The 21,025-nt window shown below is 65.2% G+C and carries 20 protein-coding genes; 10 read left to right on the forward strand and 10 right to left on the reverse strand.

Translation table 11 applies throughout. The features are described from left to right. The first annotated feature begins 445 nt into the window (after positions 1 to 445). Positions 446 to 667 carry a hypothetical protein gene (locus tag VE759_RS19335; RefSeq protein WP_324935427.1) on the forward strand — a complete coding sequence of 74 codons (222 nt, stop codon included), beginning with the start codon at positions 446 to 448 and terminating at the stop codon, positions 665 to 667. Between the two features lie 33 nt (positions 668 to 700). On the opposite strand, the gene VE759_RS19340 is transcribed toward VE759_RS19335, so the two are convergent. Continuing rightward, entirely contained in the window at positions 701 to 1,111 is a 411-nt protein-coding gene (locus VE759_RS19340) for a DUF6188 family protein (protein ID WP_324935429.1), read from the reverse strand. A gap of 72 nt (positions 1,112 to 1,183) precedes the next feature. Here VE759_RS19340 and VE759_RS19345 point away from each other — a divergent pair, with 72 nt between their 5' ends. Then, positions 1,184 to 1,660 carry a nuclear transport factor 2 family protein gene (locus VE759_RS19345; RefSeq protein WP_414687957.1) on the forward strand — a complete coding sequence of 159 codons (477 nt, stop codon included), beginning with the start codon at positions 1,184 to 1,186 and terminating at the stop codon, positions 1,658 to 1,660. Between the two features lies 1 nt (position 1,661). On the opposite strand, the gene VE759_RS19350 is transcribed toward VE759_RS19345, so the two are convergent. Beyond that, on the reverse strand, positions 1,662 to 2,306 hold the full coding sequence (locus VE759_RS19350) for a L,D-transpeptidase family protein (RefSeq protein ID WP_414687956.1): 645 nt from the start codon (positions 2,304 to 2,306) through the stop codon (positions 1,662 to 1,664). Positions 2,307 to 2,466: 160 nt separating this feature from the next. Here VE759_RS19350 and VE759_RS19355 point away from each other — a divergent pair, with 160 nt between their 5' ends. Further along, on the forward strand, positions 2,467 to 3,954 hold the full coding sequence (locus VE759_RS19355; RefSeq protein WP_324935433.1) for a bifunctional phosphatase PAP2/diacylglycerol kinase family protein: 1,488 nt from the start codon (positions 2,467 to 2,469) through the stop codon (positions 3,952 to 3,954). Here VE759_RS19355 and VE759_RS19360 read toward each other — a convergent pair. The 8 genes from VE759_RS19360 to VE759_RS19395 all read right to left on the reverse strand — a co-directional run bounded on the left by VE759_RS19360 (position 3,908) and on the right by VE759_RS19395 (position 11,867). Then, positions 3,908 to 4,573 carry a phosphatase PAP2 family protein gene (locus VE759_RS19360; protein ID WP_324935435.1) on the reverse strand — a complete coding sequence of 222 codons (666 nt, stop codon included), beginning with the start codon at positions 4,571 to 4,573 and terminating at the stop codon, positions 3,908 to 3,910. The genes VE759_RS19355 and VE759_RS19360 overlap by 47 nt on opposite strands. 27 nt (positions 4,574 to 4,600) lie before the next feature. Next, positions 4,601 to 5,788: a glycosyltransferase 87 family protein gene (locus VE759_RS19365; protein WP_324935437.1), complete on the reverse strand. Its 1,188-nt coding sequence runs from the start codon at positions 5,786 to 5,788 to the stop codon at positions 4,601 to 4,603. Positions 5,789 to 5,877: 89 nt separating this feature from the next. Then, on the reverse strand, positions 5,878 to 6,312 hold the full coding sequence (locus VE759_RS19370) for an STAS domain-containing protein (RefSeq protein ID WP_324935439.1): 435 nt from the start codon (positions 6,310 to 6,312) through the stop codon (positions 5,878 to 5,880). A gap of 184 nt (positions 6,313 to 6,496) precedes the next feature. Continuing rightward, a complete protein-coding gene (locus VE759_RS19375; RefSeq protein ID WP_324935441.1) occupies positions 6,497 to 7,579 on the reverse strand; it encodes a sn-glycerol-3-phosphate ABC transporter ATP-binding protein UgpC in 1,083 nt (360 codons plus the stop codon). Between the two features lie 41 nt (positions 7,580 to 7,620). Beyond that, entirely contained in the window at positions 7,621 to 8,508 is an 888-nt protein-coding gene (locus tag VE759_RS19380) for a carbohydrate ABC transporter permease (protein WP_324935443.1), read from the reverse strand. Further along, positions 8,508 to 9,476 carry a sugar ABC transporter permease gene (locus tag VE759_RS19385; protein WP_324935445.1) on the reverse strand — a complete coding sequence of 323 codons (969 nt, stop codon included), beginning with the start codon at positions 9,474 to 9,476 and terminating at the stop codon, positions 8,508 to 8,510. Before VE759_RS19385 ends, VE759_RS19380 begins: the two co-directional genes overlap by 1 nt. Beyond that, the gene (locus VE759_RS19390) at positions 9,476 to 10,807 is read right to left on the reverse strand and encodes a sugar ABC transporter substrate-binding protein (RefSeq protein WP_324935494.1); all 1,332 of its coding nucleotides are present in this window, start codon (positions 10,805 to 10,807) and stop codon (positions 9,476 to 9,478) included. Before VE759_RS19390 ends, VE759_RS19385 begins: the two co-directional genes overlap by 1 nt. 25 nt (positions 10,808 to 10,832) lie before the next feature. Beyond that, on the reverse strand, positions 10,833 to 11,867 hold the full coding sequence (locus VE759_RS19395) for a sugar-binding transcriptional regulator (RefSeq protein ID WP_324935447.1): 1,035 nt from the start codon (positions 11,865 to 11,867) through the stop codon (positions 10,833 to 10,835). Between the two features lie 114 nt (positions 11,868 to 11,981). On the opposite strand from VE759_RS19395, the gene VE759_RS19400 reads away from it, so the two are divergent. The 7 genes from VE759_RS19400 (at position 11,982) to VE759_RS19430 (ending at position 21,016) form a co-directional block, all read left to right on the forward strand. Next, positions 11,982 to 12,989: an NAD(P)-dependent alcohol dehydrogenase gene (locus VE759_RS19400; protein WP_324935496.1), complete on the forward strand. Its 1,008-nt coding sequence runs from the start codon at positions 11,982 to 11,984 to the stop codon at positions 12,987 to 12,989. Next, positions 12,986 to 14,458, forward strand: a complete 1,473-nt coding sequence (locus VE759_RS19405) for a mannitol dehydrogenase family protein (protein WP_324935449.1) — start codon at positions 12,986 to 12,988, stop codon at positions 14,456 to 14,458. The genes VE759_RS19400 and VE759_RS19405 overlap by 4 nt, the downstream gene beginning before the upstream one ends. Next, positions 14,455 to 15,852 carry a xylulokinase gene (gene xylB, locus VE759_RS19410; protein WP_324935451.1) on the forward strand — a complete coding sequence of 466 codons (1,398 nt, stop codon included), beginning with the start codon at positions 14,455 to 14,457 and terminating at the stop codon, positions 15,850 to 15,852. Before VE759_RS19405 ends, xylB begins: the two co-directional genes overlap by 4 nt. Further along, complete coding sequence (locus tag VE759_RS19415; protein WP_324935453.1) at positions 15,849 to 16,793, forward strand: carbohydrate kinase; 945 nt, start codon at positions 15,849 to 15,851, stop codon at positions 16,791 to 16,793. The genes xylB and VE759_RS19415 overlap by 4 nt, the downstream gene beginning before the upstream one ends. 128 nt (positions 16,794 to 16,921) lie before the next feature. After that, positions 16,922 to 18,244: an L-fucose:H+ symporter permease gene (gene fucP, locus VE759_RS19420; protein WP_324935455.1), complete on the forward strand. Its 1,323-nt coding sequence runs from the start codon at positions 16,922 to 16,924 to the stop codon at positions 18,242 to 18,244. Continuing rightward, entirely contained in the window at positions 18,241 to 19,509 is a 1,269-nt protein-coding gene (locus tag VE759_RS19425) for an ABC transporter substrate-binding protein (RefSeq protein ID WP_324935457.1), read from the forward strand. The genes fucP and VE759_RS19425 overlap by 4 nt, the downstream gene beginning before the upstream one ends. A gap of 121 nt (positions 19,510 to 19,630) precedes the next feature. Continuing rightward, on the forward strand, positions 19,631 to 21,016 hold the full coding sequence (locus VE759_RS19430; RefSeq protein ID WP_324935459.1) for a sulfatase: 1,386 nt from the start codon (positions 19,631 to 19,633) through the stop codon (positions 21,014 to 21,016). The last annotated feature ends 9 nt before the right edge of the window (positions 21,017 to 21,025 follow it).

Here is a 21,025-nt window from a genome sequence, read left to right on the forward strand (position 1 = left end):
CGGCGTCTGGACATCCCTTGCGGGACACTGGCTTACGCCGTACACGCTGGAACCAGTGCAGTGGTTGGTGCTCATCTGGCTGTTGGTCCGCTGGATACGCGCGCGGGTGCCGCGGTTGGAGCGCTCATTTCGGCGCCGACGTCTTCGGCGAGTCTTACATCGTCGCGGCCTACATCGACGGGTTCTCGGCGCGGTACAACCTGCCCGACGCCTACAGCAGCACCCGCAGCTACGGGTACTTCTCACCTCCGACTGACATACAAGACACAGTTCTGTATGTCGGCGCCGATCCCGCCCGGCTGCGCCCATACTTTCGGCGTGCGCAAAGTCGGCGACGTCAGCGAAGGCCTCGGTGCATGGCTGCTGACCGGAAGACTCGAGTCCTGGGATATCGTCTGGCCCCAATTGCGAACGCTGCGAGTGACTTAGCGTCAATACTCCCGATATGGCTTTCAAGGTGTGGACCGCCGACGCGAAGGAGCCCAAGGACTGCGGCGACGGCGACATGTATGAGTTTCTGACGGGAGGTGTGCTTGCCGTCCACTATGCGACGCCGGGCACCTGGTCCGATTACTACCAGCCGGCCATGTGGCTGCGGCTCACCGCCGCGCCCAACCACCGGCCCGGGGAGCCGGCGGACACGTCGATCGGTCCCGACTTCGACTAAGCCGCCGCGTTGGGATGGCGACGCGCGATTCGGCTACGCGTCCGGAATGTCATGCCGGATCACGTGTACCTTGCCGTGCGGCAGGCAGGCGGCGAACCCGTGGTACTTGCCGTACAACTCCCACGACGTGGAGCGGTCGCTGTGCGGCACATCGATCTTGTGGCCGTCGGAGAGTTCAAGGTGTAGGTCGCCGTCGTGGTCCCACGCGGCATAGGTGCACGTCGCGCCGGACATGTCGAAAAGCGCACGCTCCTCATCCCGTACCGCGTGCGGGTCGATCCGGACCACTTCGACCGGGAACGAACCCGCCGGCGGCAGCGTCAACAGCAGCGGCACCGAGATGACCAACTCGTTGTATTCGTCGAAGTTCAACACGAGACCGTCGCGGAACATGATCCGCTGGATCTCGCAGCCCTCGATCCACTGTTCCGTGATGCTCCTCATGTTTTTACTGTACGTGCTGGTCGCGGGCCCACAAAGGGCTTTAGCCCAACCAGGACGACGGGATATGGACAACTGTGTTGCAATGACATGATGGGTGACATCGAAGCCATCAAACAGGTGAAGTACCGGTATTTGCGCGCGCTCGACACCAGGGACTGGGACGCGTTCGCCGACACCTTGACCGAGGACATCGCCGGCGACTACGGGGCTTCTCTCGGCAAGGAACTCCACTTCACCGGCCGCGGCGAACTGGTGGACTTCATGAAATCGGCAATGGGACCCGGGGTCATCACCGAGCACCGCGTCACCCATCCGGAGATCAGCGTCGACGGCGACGTAGCCGCCGCGACCTGGTATCTGCAGGATCGGGTGATCGTGCCCGACTACAACTTCATGCTCATCGGCGCGGCCTTCTACCATGACCGCTATCGGCGCACCGGCGATGGCTGGAAGATCAGCGCGACCAGCTACGACCGCACATACGAGGCCACGATGTCGTTGGAGACGCTGAACTTCAAACTCAGTCCGGGCCGGGCCCTGCACATCTGACCTATTGGGCGATTGCGATCAGCGCGCCGGGTCGCATCCACTGGATGATCTTGACCAGGGTGGGATCGTCTATTGCCACGCAGCCTGCGGTCGGGCCGCCGTCGGTCGCGTGCAGAAAGAACGCCGCACCGTTGCCGGGGGTGCGAGCCTTATTGACGCCCATCACCACCGAGTGCACGTACTCAGGGATGTCGAGGTTTTCGCTTGCATCCGTGTCGAACCGGCATTGCTCCTTCTTGCACACCTGCATCGTGTTGAAGGTGGGGCTTTTCATGTCGCCGTCCCACCAGTGATCCGGTCCGACCTGCACGTATGGCAGGCCACCACCGGGCGACGGCGCCGTGCCGAAGACAGAGTCCAGCGAGAAGACGCCCATCGGCGTCGCCGGATAGCCGTCCTTGGCCTGCGGGGTCATGCCCGCCGAGCCGACATGGGCAGGAATACCAACGCCGATCGGCTGCCAGCCTGCGCCCGTGCGCTGATAGACGTCCATCTTCGCCGACGACCCGCCGTCCCCGATGACGGAGATCACCTGCGTCGCGTTGCCGACCTGGCGCGCAAACCATGGTGCGCCCGCGGCCGGCACGGCCGGCGCGGTCGCGACCGCGATCGCGCCCGCCACCAGCAGACCCAGCAATCGGCGCACCGATCCATCGTCGACCCGGCGTGTCGACGTTGCGTAAAGGTTGTGACTCAAATCGGTGACTAATTGACAGCCCGACCTTCCGGTGCCGTTCACCGAGAAGGTGGAAGAAGAGTGGGAGCCAAGAGGTTTGGTCCCGCGCCGTTGCGGATAATTGGGACGGATGGACTTGCGGGTGACGCGCCGCAACCGCGGCCTCAGGCAGATCACCGAGGGACTCGGCACGCTTGATGCGGCCGTGTTCGAGGCGATCGCCAATTCCCCGAGCGAGTTGCTCGATATGACGATGCCGCGGCTGACGCGTGCCGCCGACCATTCCAGGCTGTGGTTCGCCGTCGCCGCGGGCCTCATCGCGTCCGGCAATTCGTCTGCCCAGCGCGGCGCTGTCCGCGGCGTCGGCAGCCTGGCTGTGACAAGTCTGATCACCAATCAGGTGGCCAAGCGGTTGCGACGCCGGACGCGGCCCAGCTTCCTGCTGGTGCCCACCGCCCGCCGCACGAGGCGCAGACCGTCCTCGAATTCCCTGCCCTCCGGGCATGCCGCCAGTGCGGCCGCGTTCGCGGTCGGCGTCGGGCTGGAGAACGCACAGCTGGGTTTCCTGCTCGCCCTGGTCGCCGGCTTGGTCGGCCTGTCTCGGGTCGCAACGGGCGCACACTATCCCGGCGACGTCTTCGCGGGGTTCGGCATCGGTGCCGGTGTGGCCGTCCTCGGCGCTCGGCTGGTGCCGCCCATCGTGAAATCTGTTCTGCCGGCAGCAGATCCGCTCCGTGTCGAAACGCCGCCGCGCCCGGACGGTGCGGGCGTGGTCCTCGTCGTTAATCCGGCAGCAGGCAAGGGCAGCGTCAAGATCATCGACGATGTTCGCGACAAGCTGCCGAAGGCGGAGATCATCCAGCTGAAACCGGGCGAGGACTTGGAGAAGACCTTGCGGTCCGCCGCCGAACGCGCCGAGGTGCTCGCGATCGGCGGTGGCGACGGGTCGGTGTCATGTGCGGCCGCTGTCGCGGTCGAAGCCGGTCGCCCGTTGGCCGTGGTCCCGACCGGCACGTTCAACCATTTCGCCAAGGATATTGGCTGTGATACGGCGGCGACGACCATCCGCGCGATTCAGACGGGCAGCGTCGCATGCGTCGACCTGGTGCGCTTCAACGACGACCAGACGGTCATCAATACCGCAAGCATCGGTGCCTATCCAAATTTCGTGCAGACCCGGGAACGGCTCGAACACAAGATCTCCAAGCCGCTGGCGAGTGTCTACGCCCTGCTGCACAGCCTGCGACACGACGATCCGGTGCGCATCCGCTACGACAACAAGACGGTGCAGACGTCGTTGTTCTTCCTCGGCAATTCCACGTATCTACCGTCGGGTTTCGCCCCGTCCCGGCGCACCCGCATGGACGATGGCCTCATCGATGTGCGCATTCTGGAAACCGGCCGCATGTTCCACAAGCTGCGCATCTTGACCGCGCTGATGCTCGGCCGGCTGCAGCGCAGCCCGCTTTACCACGAACGCCAGGTGCCGGAGTTCAGCTTCACGTCGCTGGACGGGCCGACCGTGATCTCCCGCGACGGCGAGGTGGGCCGCGCTCACGAGTCGGCCAGCTTCAGCGTCCGCTATCGGGTGCTGCCGGTGTTTCGGCCGATGCCTTAGACAACGGTCGCACCAGCACGAAGCACACCAGGAACCACAAGTAGCCGAGCGCCCAGCCGGCCACCACGTCGGATGGATAGTGCACCACCAGCGCGACGCGACCAAAGCCGATCCCGATCACTACGAGCGTCCCGAGCGCCATCGCCGCGGGGCGCGATTTGGGGCCGCCCACACCGGCCGTCACGGTTAGCAGCGCAAGTACGCCGGTCATCACCGCGATCGCATGACCGGACGGAAACGAGGTCAACTCGGCAGTGGCCAGCTCATCGGCCGGCCGGGGCCGGTGAGCCAATGCCTTGGCCGCGCTGCTGATGAAGCCGGACGCTCCGATGCAGACAAGTACGAACACCACCATGCGTACGTGGCGCTGCCATGCCGCGTACCCCACGGCGACCGCACCCAATACTCGGAATCCATTGGGTCCGAAGACTATACAGAAGACATTCCAGAAGTGCACCCAGGCGGGATGGGCAAGGCCGTACGCCAGCAGGTGATCGATCGCCCCGGCGTCGACGGTGTGCAACCAGTGCCATTGCAAGCGATAGCCGGCCCACAGGCCGGCGTAGATCACGACGGCAAGCACCGCCGATACCGAGAGCACAGTTGGCCGCCGCGTCATCCAGCCACGATGGCAGACGGTGGTGGGCTAGACCGCTGTGGGTATGTCGGAGAACGCGTTCCGCGACTGCGGTGCGGTAATCGGTCCCACCGGCAGTCGCCACAACCACACCCCGGTGCAGACCAGCACGGCCAGGAACGCGAACACATAGATGCCCGGAAGGAGATCCTTCCACACGCCGCCGGCGGGCAGCGATAGTACGCCGGCGCTGGGACTCGGGCCCGCGAACGAGATGAACCAGGACGCCAACACGGCGCAAAGCATCCACATGGCCAATGCCGACCGGGCGCGGCCGAGAACATATGCGCGGTATCCGAGGTGAACGATCAGCGGTACGAACCACACCCAGTGGTGACTCCAGCTGAACGGCGATGCGGCAGCCGACGCCATCCCGACCACGGCTATCGCGAGGACGGCGTGGCCCCTGCGATACGCAATGGCGGCCAGCACCAACGACACCGACACAAGCACCACCGCCAGCACTGTGGCCAGCACGAGTGGCCAGTGCAGCCGCAGCACCAGACCGCGCACACTCGTGTTGGCGAAGGGATCACGGGAAATTCGGTTGATGTCTCCGAAGGCGTTGCTGAACCAGTAATACCTGGAGGCGCTCGGCAAAACGGCGAACCCGATGAGCACGGTGCCGACAAGCGTGCCGGTGGCCAGCACGGCCGCGCGCAGACGCCCAATGACCAGCAGATACAAGATGAACAGCGCCGGGGTCAGCTTGATGCCAGCGACCAGGCCAATGCCGACGCCCGCCCACTTACAGTGCTTGGGACTCAATAGGTCGGCGACGACGATCGCCAGAATGGCCACGTTGATCTGGCCGAGTTGGACCGACAAGCGGACCGGTTCAAGCCACGCCGAGACACCCACCAGCAGTGCGGTCAGGCTCCACAAACCCGGTGCGGCCCCCGAGGCCTTCAGCATCCGCCAAACCGCGTACGACGCAAGTGCAAACATCGCCGACAACGACGCGACCTCGACGGAGACCTGATCCAGGAGCGTCAACGGCACGAAGCAGAGCGCGGCGAATGGTGAGTAGATGAACAACAATTCGCGCGGGTTGCCGGTCAAACCGATCGAATACGGGTCAGCCCCGTCGAGAACCCGCTGCGCACCGAACCGGTACACCAGCACATCCGGTTGGAAGAAGAACGCCGGCCAGCGTAGATACATCAGCAGATACAGCAGCAATGCCGCCGCCAACACGGCCGGGCCACCCCGGCGCACCCACGGCGAAACCAGCGGGCCCCGCTCGACACTCCGCCGCGGGGCCGGTGTGATGGCCGCCGGCAACGCTAACCCGTTGGCAACAGCCGGTGCTCCCGCGGTGCTTTTACCCGCCGCAGCGCCTCATTCAGCGAATTCACGGCAGGTAAGTCGCCCGCGTGATCGCCGACTCGCAGAATCCGGCTCACCGCATGGCTGGCGGCCAGCGCCCAATCCAGATGAAGCTTCGCGCAGTCTGCGCCAAGCGCAAACAGCGCCTGCAGGCCCTGCACACCGAGAAACTCGACCTCGGTCATGTCGACCACCAACGGGAATCCACAAGACACGTAGCGGCTGAGGTAATCGCCTATGCAGTGGGCGTTCGTCGCATCAATCTCACCGCTCACGGTGACCACAGTCGCCCCAGGATGGGCACGCGCGGTCAGCTGCGCGTGGCCACACGGCACCACGAAGTCGGGAGTTAACAGAAAACGAAACGTGTTTGTGTTGTGAACAACAGTCATGAAGAACCTAGCCGTCAAAGGGATCTCGCCGGATTTTCGCCGCGATTTCGCCTGCGCGCTCGCGGCGCCTTGTTCCAGGCTGGTAGCTCAACCTCGCCGAACGGTATCGCGGACAAGCATCGGATGCCAAGAGAAGACGGCCTGATTCGGCACACTATTGGAAACTTCTCATCTGTTTTTAAGACTACTTGCCGAGCCGCTCGCCATTCCTTGGATCGAACAGATGTACGATGCCGTCCGCTCGTTTCCGCAGCCGCACGGTGTCGGCAAGCTTGGCCGGGACCCGACCGGGGCAGCGGGCCACCAGCTCGATGCCGGGTTTGGCGTGGGTGTAGATGTAGGACTCGCCGCCCAGATCCTCCACCAGGTCGACGATGGCCTCGATGTCACCCGAATCGGAGACCTCCAGGTGCTCTGGCCGGACGCCGACCGTGACGTCCTCCAGCTTCGCGTCATGCAGCAGCGTCATCTGGTCGCGCTCGAGCTCGAGCACCGAGTCGCCGATCTGCACACCCTCGGCCACAATCGGCGCGGTCAAGATGTTCATCGACGGCGAGCCGATGAAGCCTGCGACGAATACGTTGACTGGCTGGTCGTAAAGCTCTGCCGGCGTGGCGAATTGCTGTAGCTGTCCTTTCTTCAGCACTGCCACCCGGTCGCCCATCGTCATCGCCTCCACCTGATCGTGGGTGACATAGACCGTGGTGGTGCCCAGCCGGCGCTGCAACGCGGCGATCTGGGTACGTGTCTGCACCCGCAATTTTGCGTCGAGGTTCGACAGCGGCTCGTCCATGCAAAACACCTGTGGTTCGCGAACGATGGCCCGCCCCATGGCAACTCGCTGCCGTTGACCGCCGGACAGCTTGGCGGGCTTGCGGTCGAGGAATTCGCTCAGGTCCAGCAGCTTGGCGGCTTCCTGGACCTTGCGGCGGCGCTCGTCGGCGGACACCCCCTGCATTTTCAGCGCGAAACCCATGTTCTCGGCGACCGTCTTGTTCGGGTACAGCGCATAGTTCTGGAACACCATCGCGATGTCGCGATCCTTCGGCGGCACACCGCCCATGTCCTTGCCGCCGATCTCGATGGTGCCCTCGTCGATGTCCTCGAGGCCGGCGAGCATCCGCAGTGCGGTGCTCTTGCCCGAGCCGGACGGTCCGACCAGGACGACGAACTCGCCGTCCTCGATCTCCAGGTTGAGTGAGTCGACCGCCAGCGTGTCGGCATTGGCATAGAGGCACGAGGCGTTTCGATAGGTAATCGCGGCCATCGGTTTCGCTCCTTTGTCCGGGTCTTTCGGGGTCTTCGGGATTACTTGATTGCGCCGAACGACAGTCCGCGCACCAGCTTGTTTTGCGCTAGCCAGCCGCACAGGATCACCGGCAGCGCGGCCAGCGTCGCGGCCGCGGAGAGCTTCGCCCAGTACAAACCCTCACCGGCGATGAACCCGACGAGGAACACCGGCATGGTCTGGGCCTGAACCGCGGTGAGGTTCACCGCGAAGAAGAACTCGTTCCACGCGAAGATCACGCAGATCAACGCCGTCGCCGCGATTCCGGGCGACACGATCGGCAGAATCACCTCGCGAACCGACCGCCATGTGCTGGCGCCGTCCAGGCTCGCGGCCTCAAGCAGTTCGCCGGGGACTTCGAGGAAAAAGGACCGCATCATCCATACGGCGATCGGCAGGTTCATCGAGGTGTAGAGGATCACCAGGGCCCAGATGTTGTCCAGCAGACCGATGTTGGACACGATCACGTACAGCGGCAGGATCGCAGCCACGATCGGCAACATCTTGGTGCTGAGGAAAAAGAACATCGCGTCCCGCGTCCCCTTCACTGGCCGCAACGACAGTGCGAACGCCGCCGGTATGCCCAACAACAGCACGAGGATCGTCGAAAGCCCGGTCGCGAAGGCCGAATTGGCCAGGCTCGGGCCCACGCCCTGGCCGAACACCGCCTTGAACTGATCCAGCGTTGGCACGAAGAACAGCTTCGGTGGATCGGTCGCGGCGTCGCTCTCCTGCTTGAACGCGGTCAACACCATCCAGAACACCGGGAAGAAGAAGCCGAGGCCGGCGATCCACGCCACGATGCCCCACGGTGTCCACTTGCGGTGCCGGTGAAGGCGGCGTTCGGTCGGCGCCTTCGCCGAGGGTGGGGCCGTGGTTGTCGCCGCGGCGGGTGTGGTTGTGCTCATCAGGCCGCCTCCTCCTTGCCCGTGAACGATTTGAAGATCAGTCGCAGCGCGAACGTCGCGATGATGATGGTGCCGATCACCACCACCACGCCCATTGCGGCGGCCTGGCCCATGTCGAACCCGAGGAACGCACGCTGGTAGATGTAGAACGGCAGGTTGGCGCTCGCGATGCCCGGACCGCCTTGAGTCATCATGTAAATCGCGTCGAATGTGTTTACCAAGTAGATCGCGCCGAGCACGACGCCCAGTTCGATGAACCGGCGCAGATGCGGCAGCGTCAACTCACGGAACAGTGAAAACGCGCCCGCCCCGTCGACGCGTCCCGCTTCCAGGATGTCGCGTGGCATCGACTGCAGGCCGGCCAGGATCAGCAGCATCATGAACGGCGTCCACTGCCAGATCAACTCGAGCATGACCGAAACCAACGGGAACTGGCTGACCCAGTCCACGTGGTGCACACCGAACGGCGAGAGCAGCCAGTTGACGATGCCGAAGACCGGATCCAGCATCGAGGTCTTCCAGATCAGCGCTCCGGCAACCGGTGTCACGAGGAACGGTGTGATCAGCAGTGTCCGGACGACGCCGCGCCCGAGGAAGGCCCGATCCAACAGCAGCGCCAGTAGCAGCCCGAAGAACGCCGAGATCAGCACCACGCCGACGATCAGCACGACGGTGTTGATCGCGACGGTCCAAAACTGGCTGTCCCGCACCACATCGAAGTAGTTCTGCAGGCCGACGAATCGCCGTGAGCCCGGGCGCACGAGGTTCCACGACAGCGTTGAATAATAGAGCGTGAACACGAACGGAATCTGCGTCACCACGATCATGAAGATCAGCGCCGGCAGCAGCGGTCCGCGGCGCCGCCACGCTTCGGCGCGAGACACATTGCTGTCGTGCGCCTCTCGGACTCGACGGACCCGTTCGGCGACGCTGGCATCGGCCGCGGTATCGGCCGTTACAGTGGCCATCACTTCTCCTGATATGTCTTGCCGACGACCGCGGCGTATTGCTGCGACTGGGCGAGCGCGTCGTCCACCGACTTCTGTCCGGCGATCGCCGCGCTGATCTGTTGGCTCACCCGCGTGCCCAAATCCTGGAATTCGGGAATCGCGATGAACTGCACGCCGGTATACGGAACCGGCTGTACCGTGGGCTTATTCGGGGTCGCGTTCTCAATCGACTGCAGAGTCAGCGGCCCGTAGGCGGCCGACGCCTGCTTGTACTCGGGTATCTCGTAGGTCGAGAGCCGGCTGCCGGGCGGCACCCGCTCCCAGCCGAGCTTCTCGCCGACCGTGCGAATGTACTGCCTGCCGGTCATCCAGGAAATGAACTTCCACGCGCCGTCGGGGTTCTTGGCGCCCTTCGGGATGCCCAGCGCCCAGGTGTAGAGCCAGCCGGAATTGTCCTTCACCGCCATCGGTGCCGGCGCGTACCCGATCTTGCCTGCCACCGCCGGGAATTCCTTGGGATCCTCCAGCACCGAGACGGCCGAGGTGGCGTCGTACCACATGGCCACCCGGCCCTGGCCCATCTGATTGGCGCACTCTTGGAATCCGCTTGTCGCAGCGCCGGGCTCACCGTGCTTGCGGACGAGGTCAACGTAGAACGTCACCGCGTTTTTCACCTCCGGGCTGGTGAGCTGAGCGTTCCACCTCTCGTCGAACCAGCGGCCGCCGAACGTGTTGATCACGGTGTCAACCGGAGCGAGCACTTCGCCCCAGCCGGGCTTGCCGCGCAGGCAGATGCCGGGCCGGTCAGGGGTGTCAAGCCTGGCGGCCGCGTCGGCGACCTCCTGCCAAGTGGGTCTCGCGGACATCGCGATGCCGGCCTGTTCGAACAGATCCTTGCGGTACATCAAAAAAGACGACTCGCCATAGAACGGCACCGAGTACATGTTCCCGTTGTATGAGAGCGATTCGCGCAGCGACGGGATGAAGTCGTTCTCGTCGTATCCCGGCGTCTTGCGCGCGTAGTCAGACAGGTTCACCAGCCAGCCGTCCCTCGCCCATTGCGGCGTTTCGAAGTTGCTGATCATCACCACGTCGAACTCACCGCCGCCCATCGCTGTCGAGGCGGTGATCTTGGCACGTGACTGGTTCTCGGACAGCACGATGAAACGCAGCTTGGTGCCCGGGTTCTTGGCCTCGAACTCGCCGGAGAGTTTCCTCGCGTCGGTCATCTGCGAGTTGGAAACCATCGCGATCGTGACGGTGTTGCCGCCGGCGCCGATCGCGCCGGCTCCGGCGCAACCAGCCAACGCGAGGCACAGCGTCGACGCTATTGCCAGCGTGGTGCTGATCGGATCTCGTAGTTTCACTTAGACCTCATTCCTGGCTGAGAAGCCAACGGGCGCAGTCGATATCGCAGACGAGAAAACGGGCGAACCCGCCGCGCAGTGCGCCGAGCGCGGCCTCGCGCTTGTTGGCCCCGCCGGTCAGCAGAATAGATTTCGGGCAGCCGCGGACGTCCTCGAGCGGCACGGAGACCGTGCGGTCACCAAGTTCGGTGTCGAGGATGTTGCCGTCGGCGGCGAAGAACCGGCCGCCGACCTCGCCGACGGCGCCCAGCGCGGCCAGCTTGTCCAGCATCGCGGTGTCCAGAAAGCTGCCCTCGAACAGCGTGGTCGACGTCGATACCGGGCCGACGCCGAACATCATTGCGCCGGCCGTGCGGCCGGCCCCGAGCGCGACCGAGATCATCGAGTCGGTCTTCAGAGATGACACGGTTGCCGTGTCGGCGTACAGCGGCGCCAGCAGCCGGATCGCGCGGGCCTGCAGCTGCTCGGCGCACCGGCCGAGCACGTACTCGGTTCCGGTCTGGTAGTGACCGGTGCTCATCGCGCCGTCGAGTTGAACGATCGCGCGACAGGTAGCAACACCGGTGGGCAGCGCGCGGGCCAGCGCGACGGTTTCCGGACCCCAGGTGAATCCGAGAGTGTCGGTCTCGTTGATGCGGCGGGTCAGCAGTTTAGCGCCGGCCCGGCCGACCGCGGTCCAGCTCGCCGGGTCGTCAAGGGGGCCGGCGGCATCCACGCTGTCGCCGACGACGACGGCCTCGGTGAGCCCGAACCTGCGCTCAAGCGCTTCCTCCTCGTCGGCGTGCAGGGTGTCGCGTTGGTCGTCGGGCACCACCACCTCGATGCGGACGAGGCCGTTGGCCTTGGCCCGCGCGACCAGTCGGCCGGCGGTCGGCCGCGATACGCCGAGCCGCGCCGCGACCTGGGCCTGGGTCAGGCCGTCCAGGTAATACAGCGTGGCCGCGCGGAGCGCCAGCCGCAGATCCTCCGGCGCCGGCCGGTACCCCGGCGCCACCGAAGCCGGGGTGTCCACCGCGCTTCCGTTCACCGCCGATCCGGCCATTGCTGCTACTCCTTGTCCTCCCCGTGCCTCCCGGGCTGTGAGCAGATGATCAGGGGTGCGTGGAGATGCTCATCACGCTACCATGGAAATGTGACCCAGACAACACCGTCCTCGATGCGGGCCGCCGTCCTCGTCGAACCCGGTCGGATCGAAATGCAAGAGCGCCCAGTGCCAAGCCCAGCGCCCGGCGATGTGTTGATCCGGGTGGGGGTGGTCGGGGTGTGCGGCTCCGACGCGCACTATTACCGAGAAGGCCGCATCGGGGAATTCGTCGTCGAGGCGCCGCTGATCCTCGGACACGAGGCCAGCGGCGTGATCACCGCGGTCGGCGACGATGTGCCCGAAAGCCGTGTGGGTCAACGGGTCTCGATCGAACCGCAGCGACCGGACCCAAACAGCGACGAGACCCGCAGCGGTCGCTACAACCTGTCGCCGCAGATGCGGTTCTACGCCACACCTCCGGTCGACGGGGCGTTCTGCGAGTACGTGACGATCGGCGCCGCGTTCGCTCACCCCGTCCCCGCGTCGGTGTCCGACGATGCCGCCGCGCTGTGTGAACCGCTGTCGGTCGGCATCGCGGCGGTCCGCAAGGCCGGGGTGACCGGCGGTTCCCGGTTGCTGGTAGCGGGCGCGGGACCGATCGGGGTGATGGTGACCCAGGTGGCCGGCGCGTACGGCGCAACCGAGGTCATCGTCACCGAGCCGGACCAGACCCGTCGGGAGATCGTGACCCGGTTCGGCGCGACCAGCACGTTGGATCCGCGCGTCGACGACGTGGCCGATCTGTATGTCGATGCGTTCATCGACGCTTCTGGCGCACCGGCGGCGGTGAGCACCGGCATGACCGCGGTGCGGGCCGGCGGCCGGGTCGTGCTCGTTGGTTCCGGTTCGCCGGCCATGGAGCTTCCGATCCAGCTCATTCAGAACCGGGAGCTGGTGCTCACGGGCGTGTTCCGATACGCGAACACCTGGCCGGCGGCGATCGCACTCGTCGAATCCGGCCGCGTCGACCTGGACGGCATGGTGACCGCGCGGTTCCCGCTGGAGAAGGCGGCCGAAGCGCTGGAGTCCGACCGTGCTCCCGGTAGCATCAAGGCCGTCGTCGAGGTGGACAAGACATGATGCTCAATCGAGAGACGTTGCGCGACTTGCCGATTGATGCACCGAGCTACGACCGCGACAACATCAAGGCGGGCATCGCTCATTTCGGTGTTGGCGGCTTTCACCGGGCCCATCAGGCCATGTATCTCGACCGGCTGATGAACGACGGCGTGGCCGACGAATGGGGCATCTGCGGGATCGGTGTGCTACCTGCCGATAAGCGCATGAAGGAGGCGCTGAGCGGACAGAACGGGCTGTACACGTTGATCCTGGCCCACCCGGACGGAAGCCGTGAGCCGCGGGTGATCGGCTCCATCGTCGACTACCGCTACGCCCCGGATGATCCCGAGGCGGTCATCGAATTGCTCGCCGACCCCGCGATCCGCATCATCTCCCTCACCATCACCGAAGGCGGCTACAACATCCGCGACGACAACGGTGAGTTCGACGCCGACAACCCCGCCGTCAAGTGTGACCTGAGCGGCCAGGCGCCCCCCGCAACGGTTTTCGGGCTGGTGACCGCGGCGCTGGCCCGTCGCCGCGATCGCGGCATCAACTCGCCCACCATCGTGTCGTGCGACAACATCGAGAGCAACGGCGAGGTCGCGCGCCGGGCATTCACGTCGTACGCCGAGCTCTTCGATCCCGCCGTGGCGGGGTGGATGCGGGACAACACCAGGTTCCCGAACTCGATGGTCGACCGGATCACGCCGGCGACGACGCCGGAAGTGATCGAGCAACTCGAGTCGGAGTTCGGTGTCCGCGACGCGTGGCCGGTGGTGGCCGAGCCGTTCGCGATGTGGGTGCTCGAGGATGACTTCGCCGACGGACGGCCACCGTTGGACAAGGCCGGAGTGCAGCTGGTCGACGACGTCGCGCCGTATGAGGCGATGAAGCTGCGGCTGCTCAACGCCGGGCATCAAGCCCTGTGCTATTTCGCGTATCTGTCCGGCTACCGCCTCGTGCACGAGGCCGCGCATGATCCCGTCATCGCCGAATTCCTCAGCCAGTACTGGGATTCGGAGGCCATGCCGACGCTGGAACGGATTCGGGGACTGGAAGAATTCAAGGACGCTTTGCTGGAGCGGTTCGGCAACGCGCATGTCCGCGACACGGTGGCACGGCTGTGCGCCGAGTCGTCGGACCGGATCCCCAAGTGGCTGCTGCCGGTGGTGCGCGACAATCTCCGCGCGGGCGGCCCGGTGCGGCTGGCGGCCGCAACCGTCGCCAGCTGGGCCCGTTACGCGGAGGCTGTCGACGAGAACGGCGAGCCGATCGAGGTGGTCGATCGGCTGGCCGACTCCCTGATACCCATCGCGCGCTCGCAACGGCAGAATCCCACCGCCTTTCTGGAGAACCATTCGGTATTCGGTGATCTGGTCGACCAGCCCCGGTTCGTGGACGCGTACGCGTGGGCCCTGGAGTCTCTGCACCGCAACGGCGCCCATGCCACGGTGGAGGCCCTCGTGAAACAGGACGCACGCCCATGACACTGGTCGCGGGAATCGACTCGTCCACCCAGTCCTGCAAGGTGCTGGTATGCGACGCCGACACCGGCGACGTCGTGCGCGCGGGTCGTTCCCCGCATCCTGACGGCACCGAGATCGACCCTGCCGCATGGGAATCCGCTACGTCGGCGGCTGTGGAGGCGGCCGGCGGCCTCGACGACGTCGCTGCGGTTGCGGTCGGCGCACAGCAGCACGGCATGGTCTGCCTCGACGAGGCCGGCCAGGTGGTGCGGCCGGCGCTGCTGTGGAATGACATCCGCTCGGCCGATGCCGCGTCGGCGTTGGTTGCCGAACTCGGCGGTCCGCAAGCGTGGGCGGGCGCGGTCGGTGTGGTGCCGCTGGCCGCGATCACGGTCTCGAAATTGAGGTGGCTGGCCGACAGTGAGCCGGCGAACGCCGACCGCACCGCCGCGGTCTGTCTGCCACACGACTGGCTCGGCTGGCGACTCCGCGGCCAATCCGATATCGGCGCGCTGAGCACCGACCGCAGCGACGCGAGCGGCACCGGTTACTACGACGCCGCGCGCAACGCGTACCGAACGGATCTGCTGGAGCTGGCCATGCACGGCCGCAACCCGATGCTTCCGAGAGTGCTCGGACCCGCGGAGTGCGCCAACGCCGGCACGACGCCGATTTTCGGCGCCGGGCTCGGTGACAATGCCGCGGCGGCACTCGGCCTGGGGGCCGAACCGGGCGACGTGATCGTCTCGGTCGGCACATCGGGGGTGGTGTCCGCGATCACGGACCGACCCGCCCACGACGACGCCGGCTTCGTTGCCGGGTTCGCCGACGGGACCGGGCGTTATCTTCCGTTGGTGTGCACGCTCAACGCGGCACGGGTGCTCGACGCGGCGGCGGCCCTGTTGCGGGTAAACCACGACGGGCTTTCCGAGCTGGCGCTGTCTGCGCCGGCGGGCAGCGAAGGTGTGGTGCTGGTGCCGTACCTGGAAGGCGAGCGAACGCCGAACCGTCCCGACGCAACCGGCGCCGTGCATGGTCTGCGGGTGTCGAACTCGACGGCGGCCAACTTCGCCCGCGCGGCGATCGAGGGGCTGCTGTGTGCGCTCGCCGATGGCATCGATTACCTGACCGCTCTCGGGGTGGTGGCGCGGCGAGTGCTGTTGATCGGCGGCGGCGCCAGGTCGAAGGCGCTGCGTGAACTGGCCCCGACGGTGCTGGGTGTTCCGGTGTTGGCACCGAGCCCCGGCGAATACGTCGCGCTTGGTGCGGCCCGACAGGCGGCGTGGGCGATCAGCGGGTCGGCCGGTCCGCCCGAATGGAAACCGACGCCCACCGACCAATACGCGGCGGAACCCGCGCCGTTGGTCCGACGGCGTTATGCCGAAGTTCGCGACCTTACGGAGGGAGCCCGATGACCGATACCGCCCTCGTCGTCGGTGAAGCGTTGATCGACGTCGTGATGCGCAATGGCCAGACCGTCGGCGAACACGTCGGCGGCAGCCCGCTCAACGTGGCGGTCGGGCTGGCCCGGCTCGGTCGCCAGGTCGACTTTCTGACCTGGATCGGCGACGACGAGCGCGGGCACCGCATCGCCCGGCACGTGCAGGCGTCCGGTGCGCGGCTGGCCGAAGGCAGCGTCGCCGCCGCCCGGACCGCCACCGCGCTGGCCACGCTGGACGACACCGGCTCGGCCAGTTACCTGTTCGACATCGAATGGCGGTTGCCGCCGCTGCCTGCACCGGCCAACAACGCCCCGCTCGTCATGCACACCGGGTCGATCGCCACCGTGCTCGAGCCGGGTTGCGTCGACGTGGCAGCGATGATCGACGACTACTCCCCGCGCACCACCATCACCTTCGACCCCAATGTGCGGCCGCCGTTGATCGACGACCCCAATGCCACGCGGGCCCGCATCGAATCGGTGGTGGCCCGCGCCGATGTCGTCAAGGCGAGCGACGAGGATCTGCGGTGGCTCGAACCCGGCAGCCAACCCGAAGAGGTGGTGGCGCGCTGGCTGGCGATGGGCCCAGCGATCGTCGCGATCACACAGGGCCGGCACGGTGCGTTTGCGGTCAGCAGAAGCGGCACCGTCCGCATCCCTGCGCATCCCGCCGACGTCGTCGATACGGTCGGCGCCGGCGATGCGTTCATGGCCGGGCTGATCGACGCACTGTGGAGTCGCGATCTGCTGGGCGCTGACAACCGAGATGTCTTGCAGGCCATCAGCTCCGACGCATTGCATCGAGTGCTCGACGTCGCCGCGCTGTCCGCGGCCCTCACGGTGGCACGACCCGGTGCCGACCTGCCTGACCGCACCACCCGCGATCGCGCGGCAAACCGCCTCGGCGTGGAGTAAAGAACCGCTGCTCAGTCGGCATTTCCTGGCTGCGTGATTTTGATACATCGCTCGGTTGAGCTGAGTAGTGTGGCCCAGATCACAGTCAGGTGTACACGACTCCATTCTCTCTGAAAGAGGCGCCGGGTATGGCCACGACCGAGCACGCCGAACAATCCCCGGAAGCGCCGGAGGAGTCCAAACGTCCGCTCGTGGGCAAGGGCATGTGGTTGCTCTTCTTCCTGCTGGTCTGCTGCTTCACGGCTTGGGGCGTGGCAGCCGACCTGACGACTCCGATGGTGGCCGGTTTCAAACGCATCTTCGACATGAACACGTTCCAGGCGTCGCTGGTTCAGTTGGCATACTTCGGCGCGTACTTCTTGCTGGCGCTTCCCGCCGCTTTCATCAATCAGCGATTCGGCTATAAGGCCGGTCTGCTATCGGGACTCTTTCTTGCCGCGGCAGGCGCTATCGGGTTTTATCCGGCGAGCAAGATCATGACCTACGAAGCGTTCCTGGTTGCGTTGTTCGCGATCGCCGCCGGCTGCTCGATACTGGAGACGTCCGCCAATCCGTTCGTCTTGTCTCTGGGCCCGGAAGAGACGGCAACGCGGCGACTCAACTTTGCGCAGGCGTTCAACCCGCTAGGGACGAACATCGGTGTGTTGTTGGCAGCCACACTCATCCTGCCCAAGCTGGACGAGCCGGTGAACATTGCGGCTCTGTCACCCGCCGAGGTTCACACGATCCGCGCCGGCCAGCTCGGCGCGGTGATGGGTCCGTATCTCGGTCTTGGGTTTGTGCTCATTGCGATCGGACTCATGCTCGCGTTCAAGAAGGCACCTCCGATCGTCGAGGAATATCCGTCGGCCGACCTCGAAGGCCAATCGCCAGTGAGGATTCTGCTGTCGAACAAGCACTACGTCTTCGGTGTGGTGGCACAGTTCTTCAATGTCGCCGCCCAGGTGTGCACCTGGACCTATCTGATCCAGTACTCACAACAGGCGCTGAATGGCTCGCTCAAGTTGGGCGGCTACCTGCTGCAGGTCAGCCTGCTGGTGTTCCTCATCTCGCGGTTCATCATGACCTGGGTCATCGGACGACTCCGCGCAACGGCGGTGATGAGTGCTCTCGGGGCGCTTGCGGTCGGCTTGTGCATTTTCGCGATGTTTTCACCCAATGTCGCCGGAGTGGCCGCGGTCGTCGCGCTCTCCTTCTGCTTGTCACTGATGTTCCCCACGATTTACGGCGTCGCCCTCAAAGGGCTGGGGCCGGCGACGAAATTCGGTGCTGCCGGATTGGTGATGGCAATCGTGGGCGGGGCCATCATGCCACTGGTTCAGGGCCGTCTCCTCGACGCCACCACTCCTGCCATCTCGTTTGTCGTGCCCGCCGCCTGCTTTGCAATCGTGACGAGCTACGCCGTCTTCGATCTGAGGGCGACACCGCAGTCGAATGGAGAACGAGCATGAAGCGATTCGGAATCGTCATGCTGGCATTGGCCCTCGCCGCATGCGGTGGCGGCCAGTCGTCGAACTTCAAAGACCAAACTGATCGCCTCGAGGTTGTTTCGTGGTGGGTGTCGCCTTCCGAACATCCGGCATTCGAGGTACTGCTCAATGTTTTCCGGGCGGAGAACCCGAAGGTCAATGTGATCGACGGTGCCATCGCCGGTGGAGGCGGAAGCAATGTCCAAGTAGCACTGGCCGCACGCCTGCGGGCCGGGGATCCTCCGGATGTGTGGCAGACGTTCCTCGGAAGTTCGCTTCGCGCATGGGTCGACGCGGGCCGCATCGAAGATGTAACCGCCGTCTACCAGCGAGAAAGCCTGGGCTCCAGGCTGCCGCCGATACTGCTCAACGCGGCAACCTACAAGGACAGGCAGTGGGGAGTACCGACGGGCTCACACCGAGGAAACAACCTGTGGTTCAACCAGCACGTGCTTGGTGACGCGGGCGTCGCGGTTCCCGGCCCAGGCTACACCTGGCAGACCTTCGCCGACGACCTCGCCAGGGTGGCGACACACGGAAAGACACCGCTGTGCCTCGGCAGCAAGGACAGGTTCACGGCCACAGAGCTTTTCGAAAACACACTGCTGGGGGTGATCGGCGCCGACGGATGGGCCAAGATCGGCGACGACTCGTTCGACTGGCGGGGCTCACAGGTTAAGGAGGCACTGTCGCGGCTCGGACAGATTGTGTCACAAGCAGATCCGAGTGCGGGCGGTCTGACGTGGGACCAAGCGGTGAAGAAGTTGGCAACCGGTGATTGCGCCTTCCTGTCCATGAACGACTCGGTCTATGGGGAGCTGATTGCCGACGGCGCCGCCGAAGGACGCGACTTCGGCTACGTGCCGTATCCCGGCACCGAGGGAGCTTATCTGGCGATCGTCGACACCTTTGTGGTGTCATCCGCGGCCAAAGACGGGGTAAACGCCAACAAGTTTCTCGAGATCGTCGCCGATCCGAAGGTCCAGCTCGAGTTCAACAAGGTCAAGGGATCGGTACCGGTCCGCAATGACGTCGACGTGTCATCGTTACCGCCGTATCAGCGCCGGGCCTCGGCGGCGCTGTGGCACGACAAGATCTTGCTGTCGATCACGCATGGCGAGCTGATGCCGTCGAACTTCCAACAGGCGCTCTATGACGCAGTAGCGACCTTTGTCCAGAGTAAGAGTGCGGACGCTTTCATCGACACCTTGCAAAATTCGATCCGGGTGCCGATCGCGGGACGATGATCGCGTTCCACGTCCTCGGCGTGCGGGCCAAGCCCTAATCACCAGGGTGATTGAAACAATTGCCGGCGCGGCTGCGTTTAGCAACGGTGTTAGCCCGATGGGCGGCGAAAGGAGGTAGGCCATGCCGAGGCGACGCGACAACGTGCTGCTGGTGCACTGGCACGACCTGGGCCGCTGCCTCAGCGTGTACGGCCACCCGGGAGTGTCCAGCCCGCGACTGGACCGGCTGGCGGCCGAGGGCATCCTGTTCACCCGCGCGCACGCCACTGCCCCGCTGTGCTCCCCGTCGCGCGGGTCGCTGTTCACCGGCCGCTATCCGCACAGCAATGGCCTGGTCGGCCTGGCGCACCACGGCTGGGAGTATCGCGCCGGGGTGCGCACGCTACCGCAAATACTCTCCGCATCAGGTTGGCACTCTGTGCTTTTCGGTATGCAACACGAAACGTCGTATCCCTCGAGGCTGGGATTCGACGAATACGACGTGGCCAACTCGTACTGCGAATACGTGGTGGCCGAGTCGAAGGACTGGCTGCGCCGCCGCGCCGTGTCGGCGGATGAGCCGTTTTTCCTGACGGCGGGGTTCTTCGAGACGCACCGGCCATATCCGCACGAGCGATACGAGCCCGCCGACGTCACCGCGGTGGAGATTCCGGATTACCTGCCGGACACCGCCGAGATTCGCGCCGACCTGGCCGAGTTCTACGGCTCGATCGCGGTAGCGGACGAAGCCGTCGGCGAATTGCTGGACACGCTGGCCGAAACCGGCCTGGACGACACCACGTGGGTGGTGTTCTTCACCGACCACGGGCCCGCCTTCCCGCGTGCAAAGTCGACCCTTTACGACGCCGGCACCGGCATCGCGATGATCGTGCGGCCGCCGCGGGCGTTGAACATTGCGCCGAGGGTGTACGACGAGCTGTTCAGCGGGGTGGACCTGGTCCCGACGCTGCTCGGCCTGCTCGGCGTCGACGAGCCGCCCGACATCGAAGGCATGTCGCACGCCAGGAACCTGCTGTCGCCGCCGATGGAAACGTCGACGATTCGTGAGCACGTTTACACCTCGAAGACCTATCACGATTCGTTCGATCCGATTCGGGCGATCCGCACCAAGGAATACAGCTACATCGAGAATTACGCGCGCAGACCGCTATTGGATTTGCCATGGGATATTCAAAGAAGCCCGTCCGGGCGAGTGGTTTCACCACTTGTCCGCGCCCCCCGACCCGAGCGTGAACTCTATGACCTGCTCGAGGACCCGACCGAAACGCATAACCTGCTCGCCGATGAAGGCAGCGAGCGACTTCTCACGATCGCCAAGGACCTCGCGGTCCTGCTGAACGACTGGCGGCAAAAGACCGGCGATGTGGTCCCGTCGGAATTCGCCGGAGCCCGCATTTCCGACCGCTACACCGAAACGTATGCGCTGATTCACGGCCGGATACCGACGTCGCGGTCCGCGATCGCCGCCGACCGCGGGATCGAGGATCAAACCACGTCGCTGCAATAGTTCGGTTCA

Origin of the sequence: Mycobacterium sp. (assembly GCF_035640695.1) — a bacterium.
In the GTDB taxonomy this organism is placed as follows: Bacteria; Actinomycetota; Actinomycetes; order Mycobacteriales; family Mycobacteriaceae; genus Mycobacterium.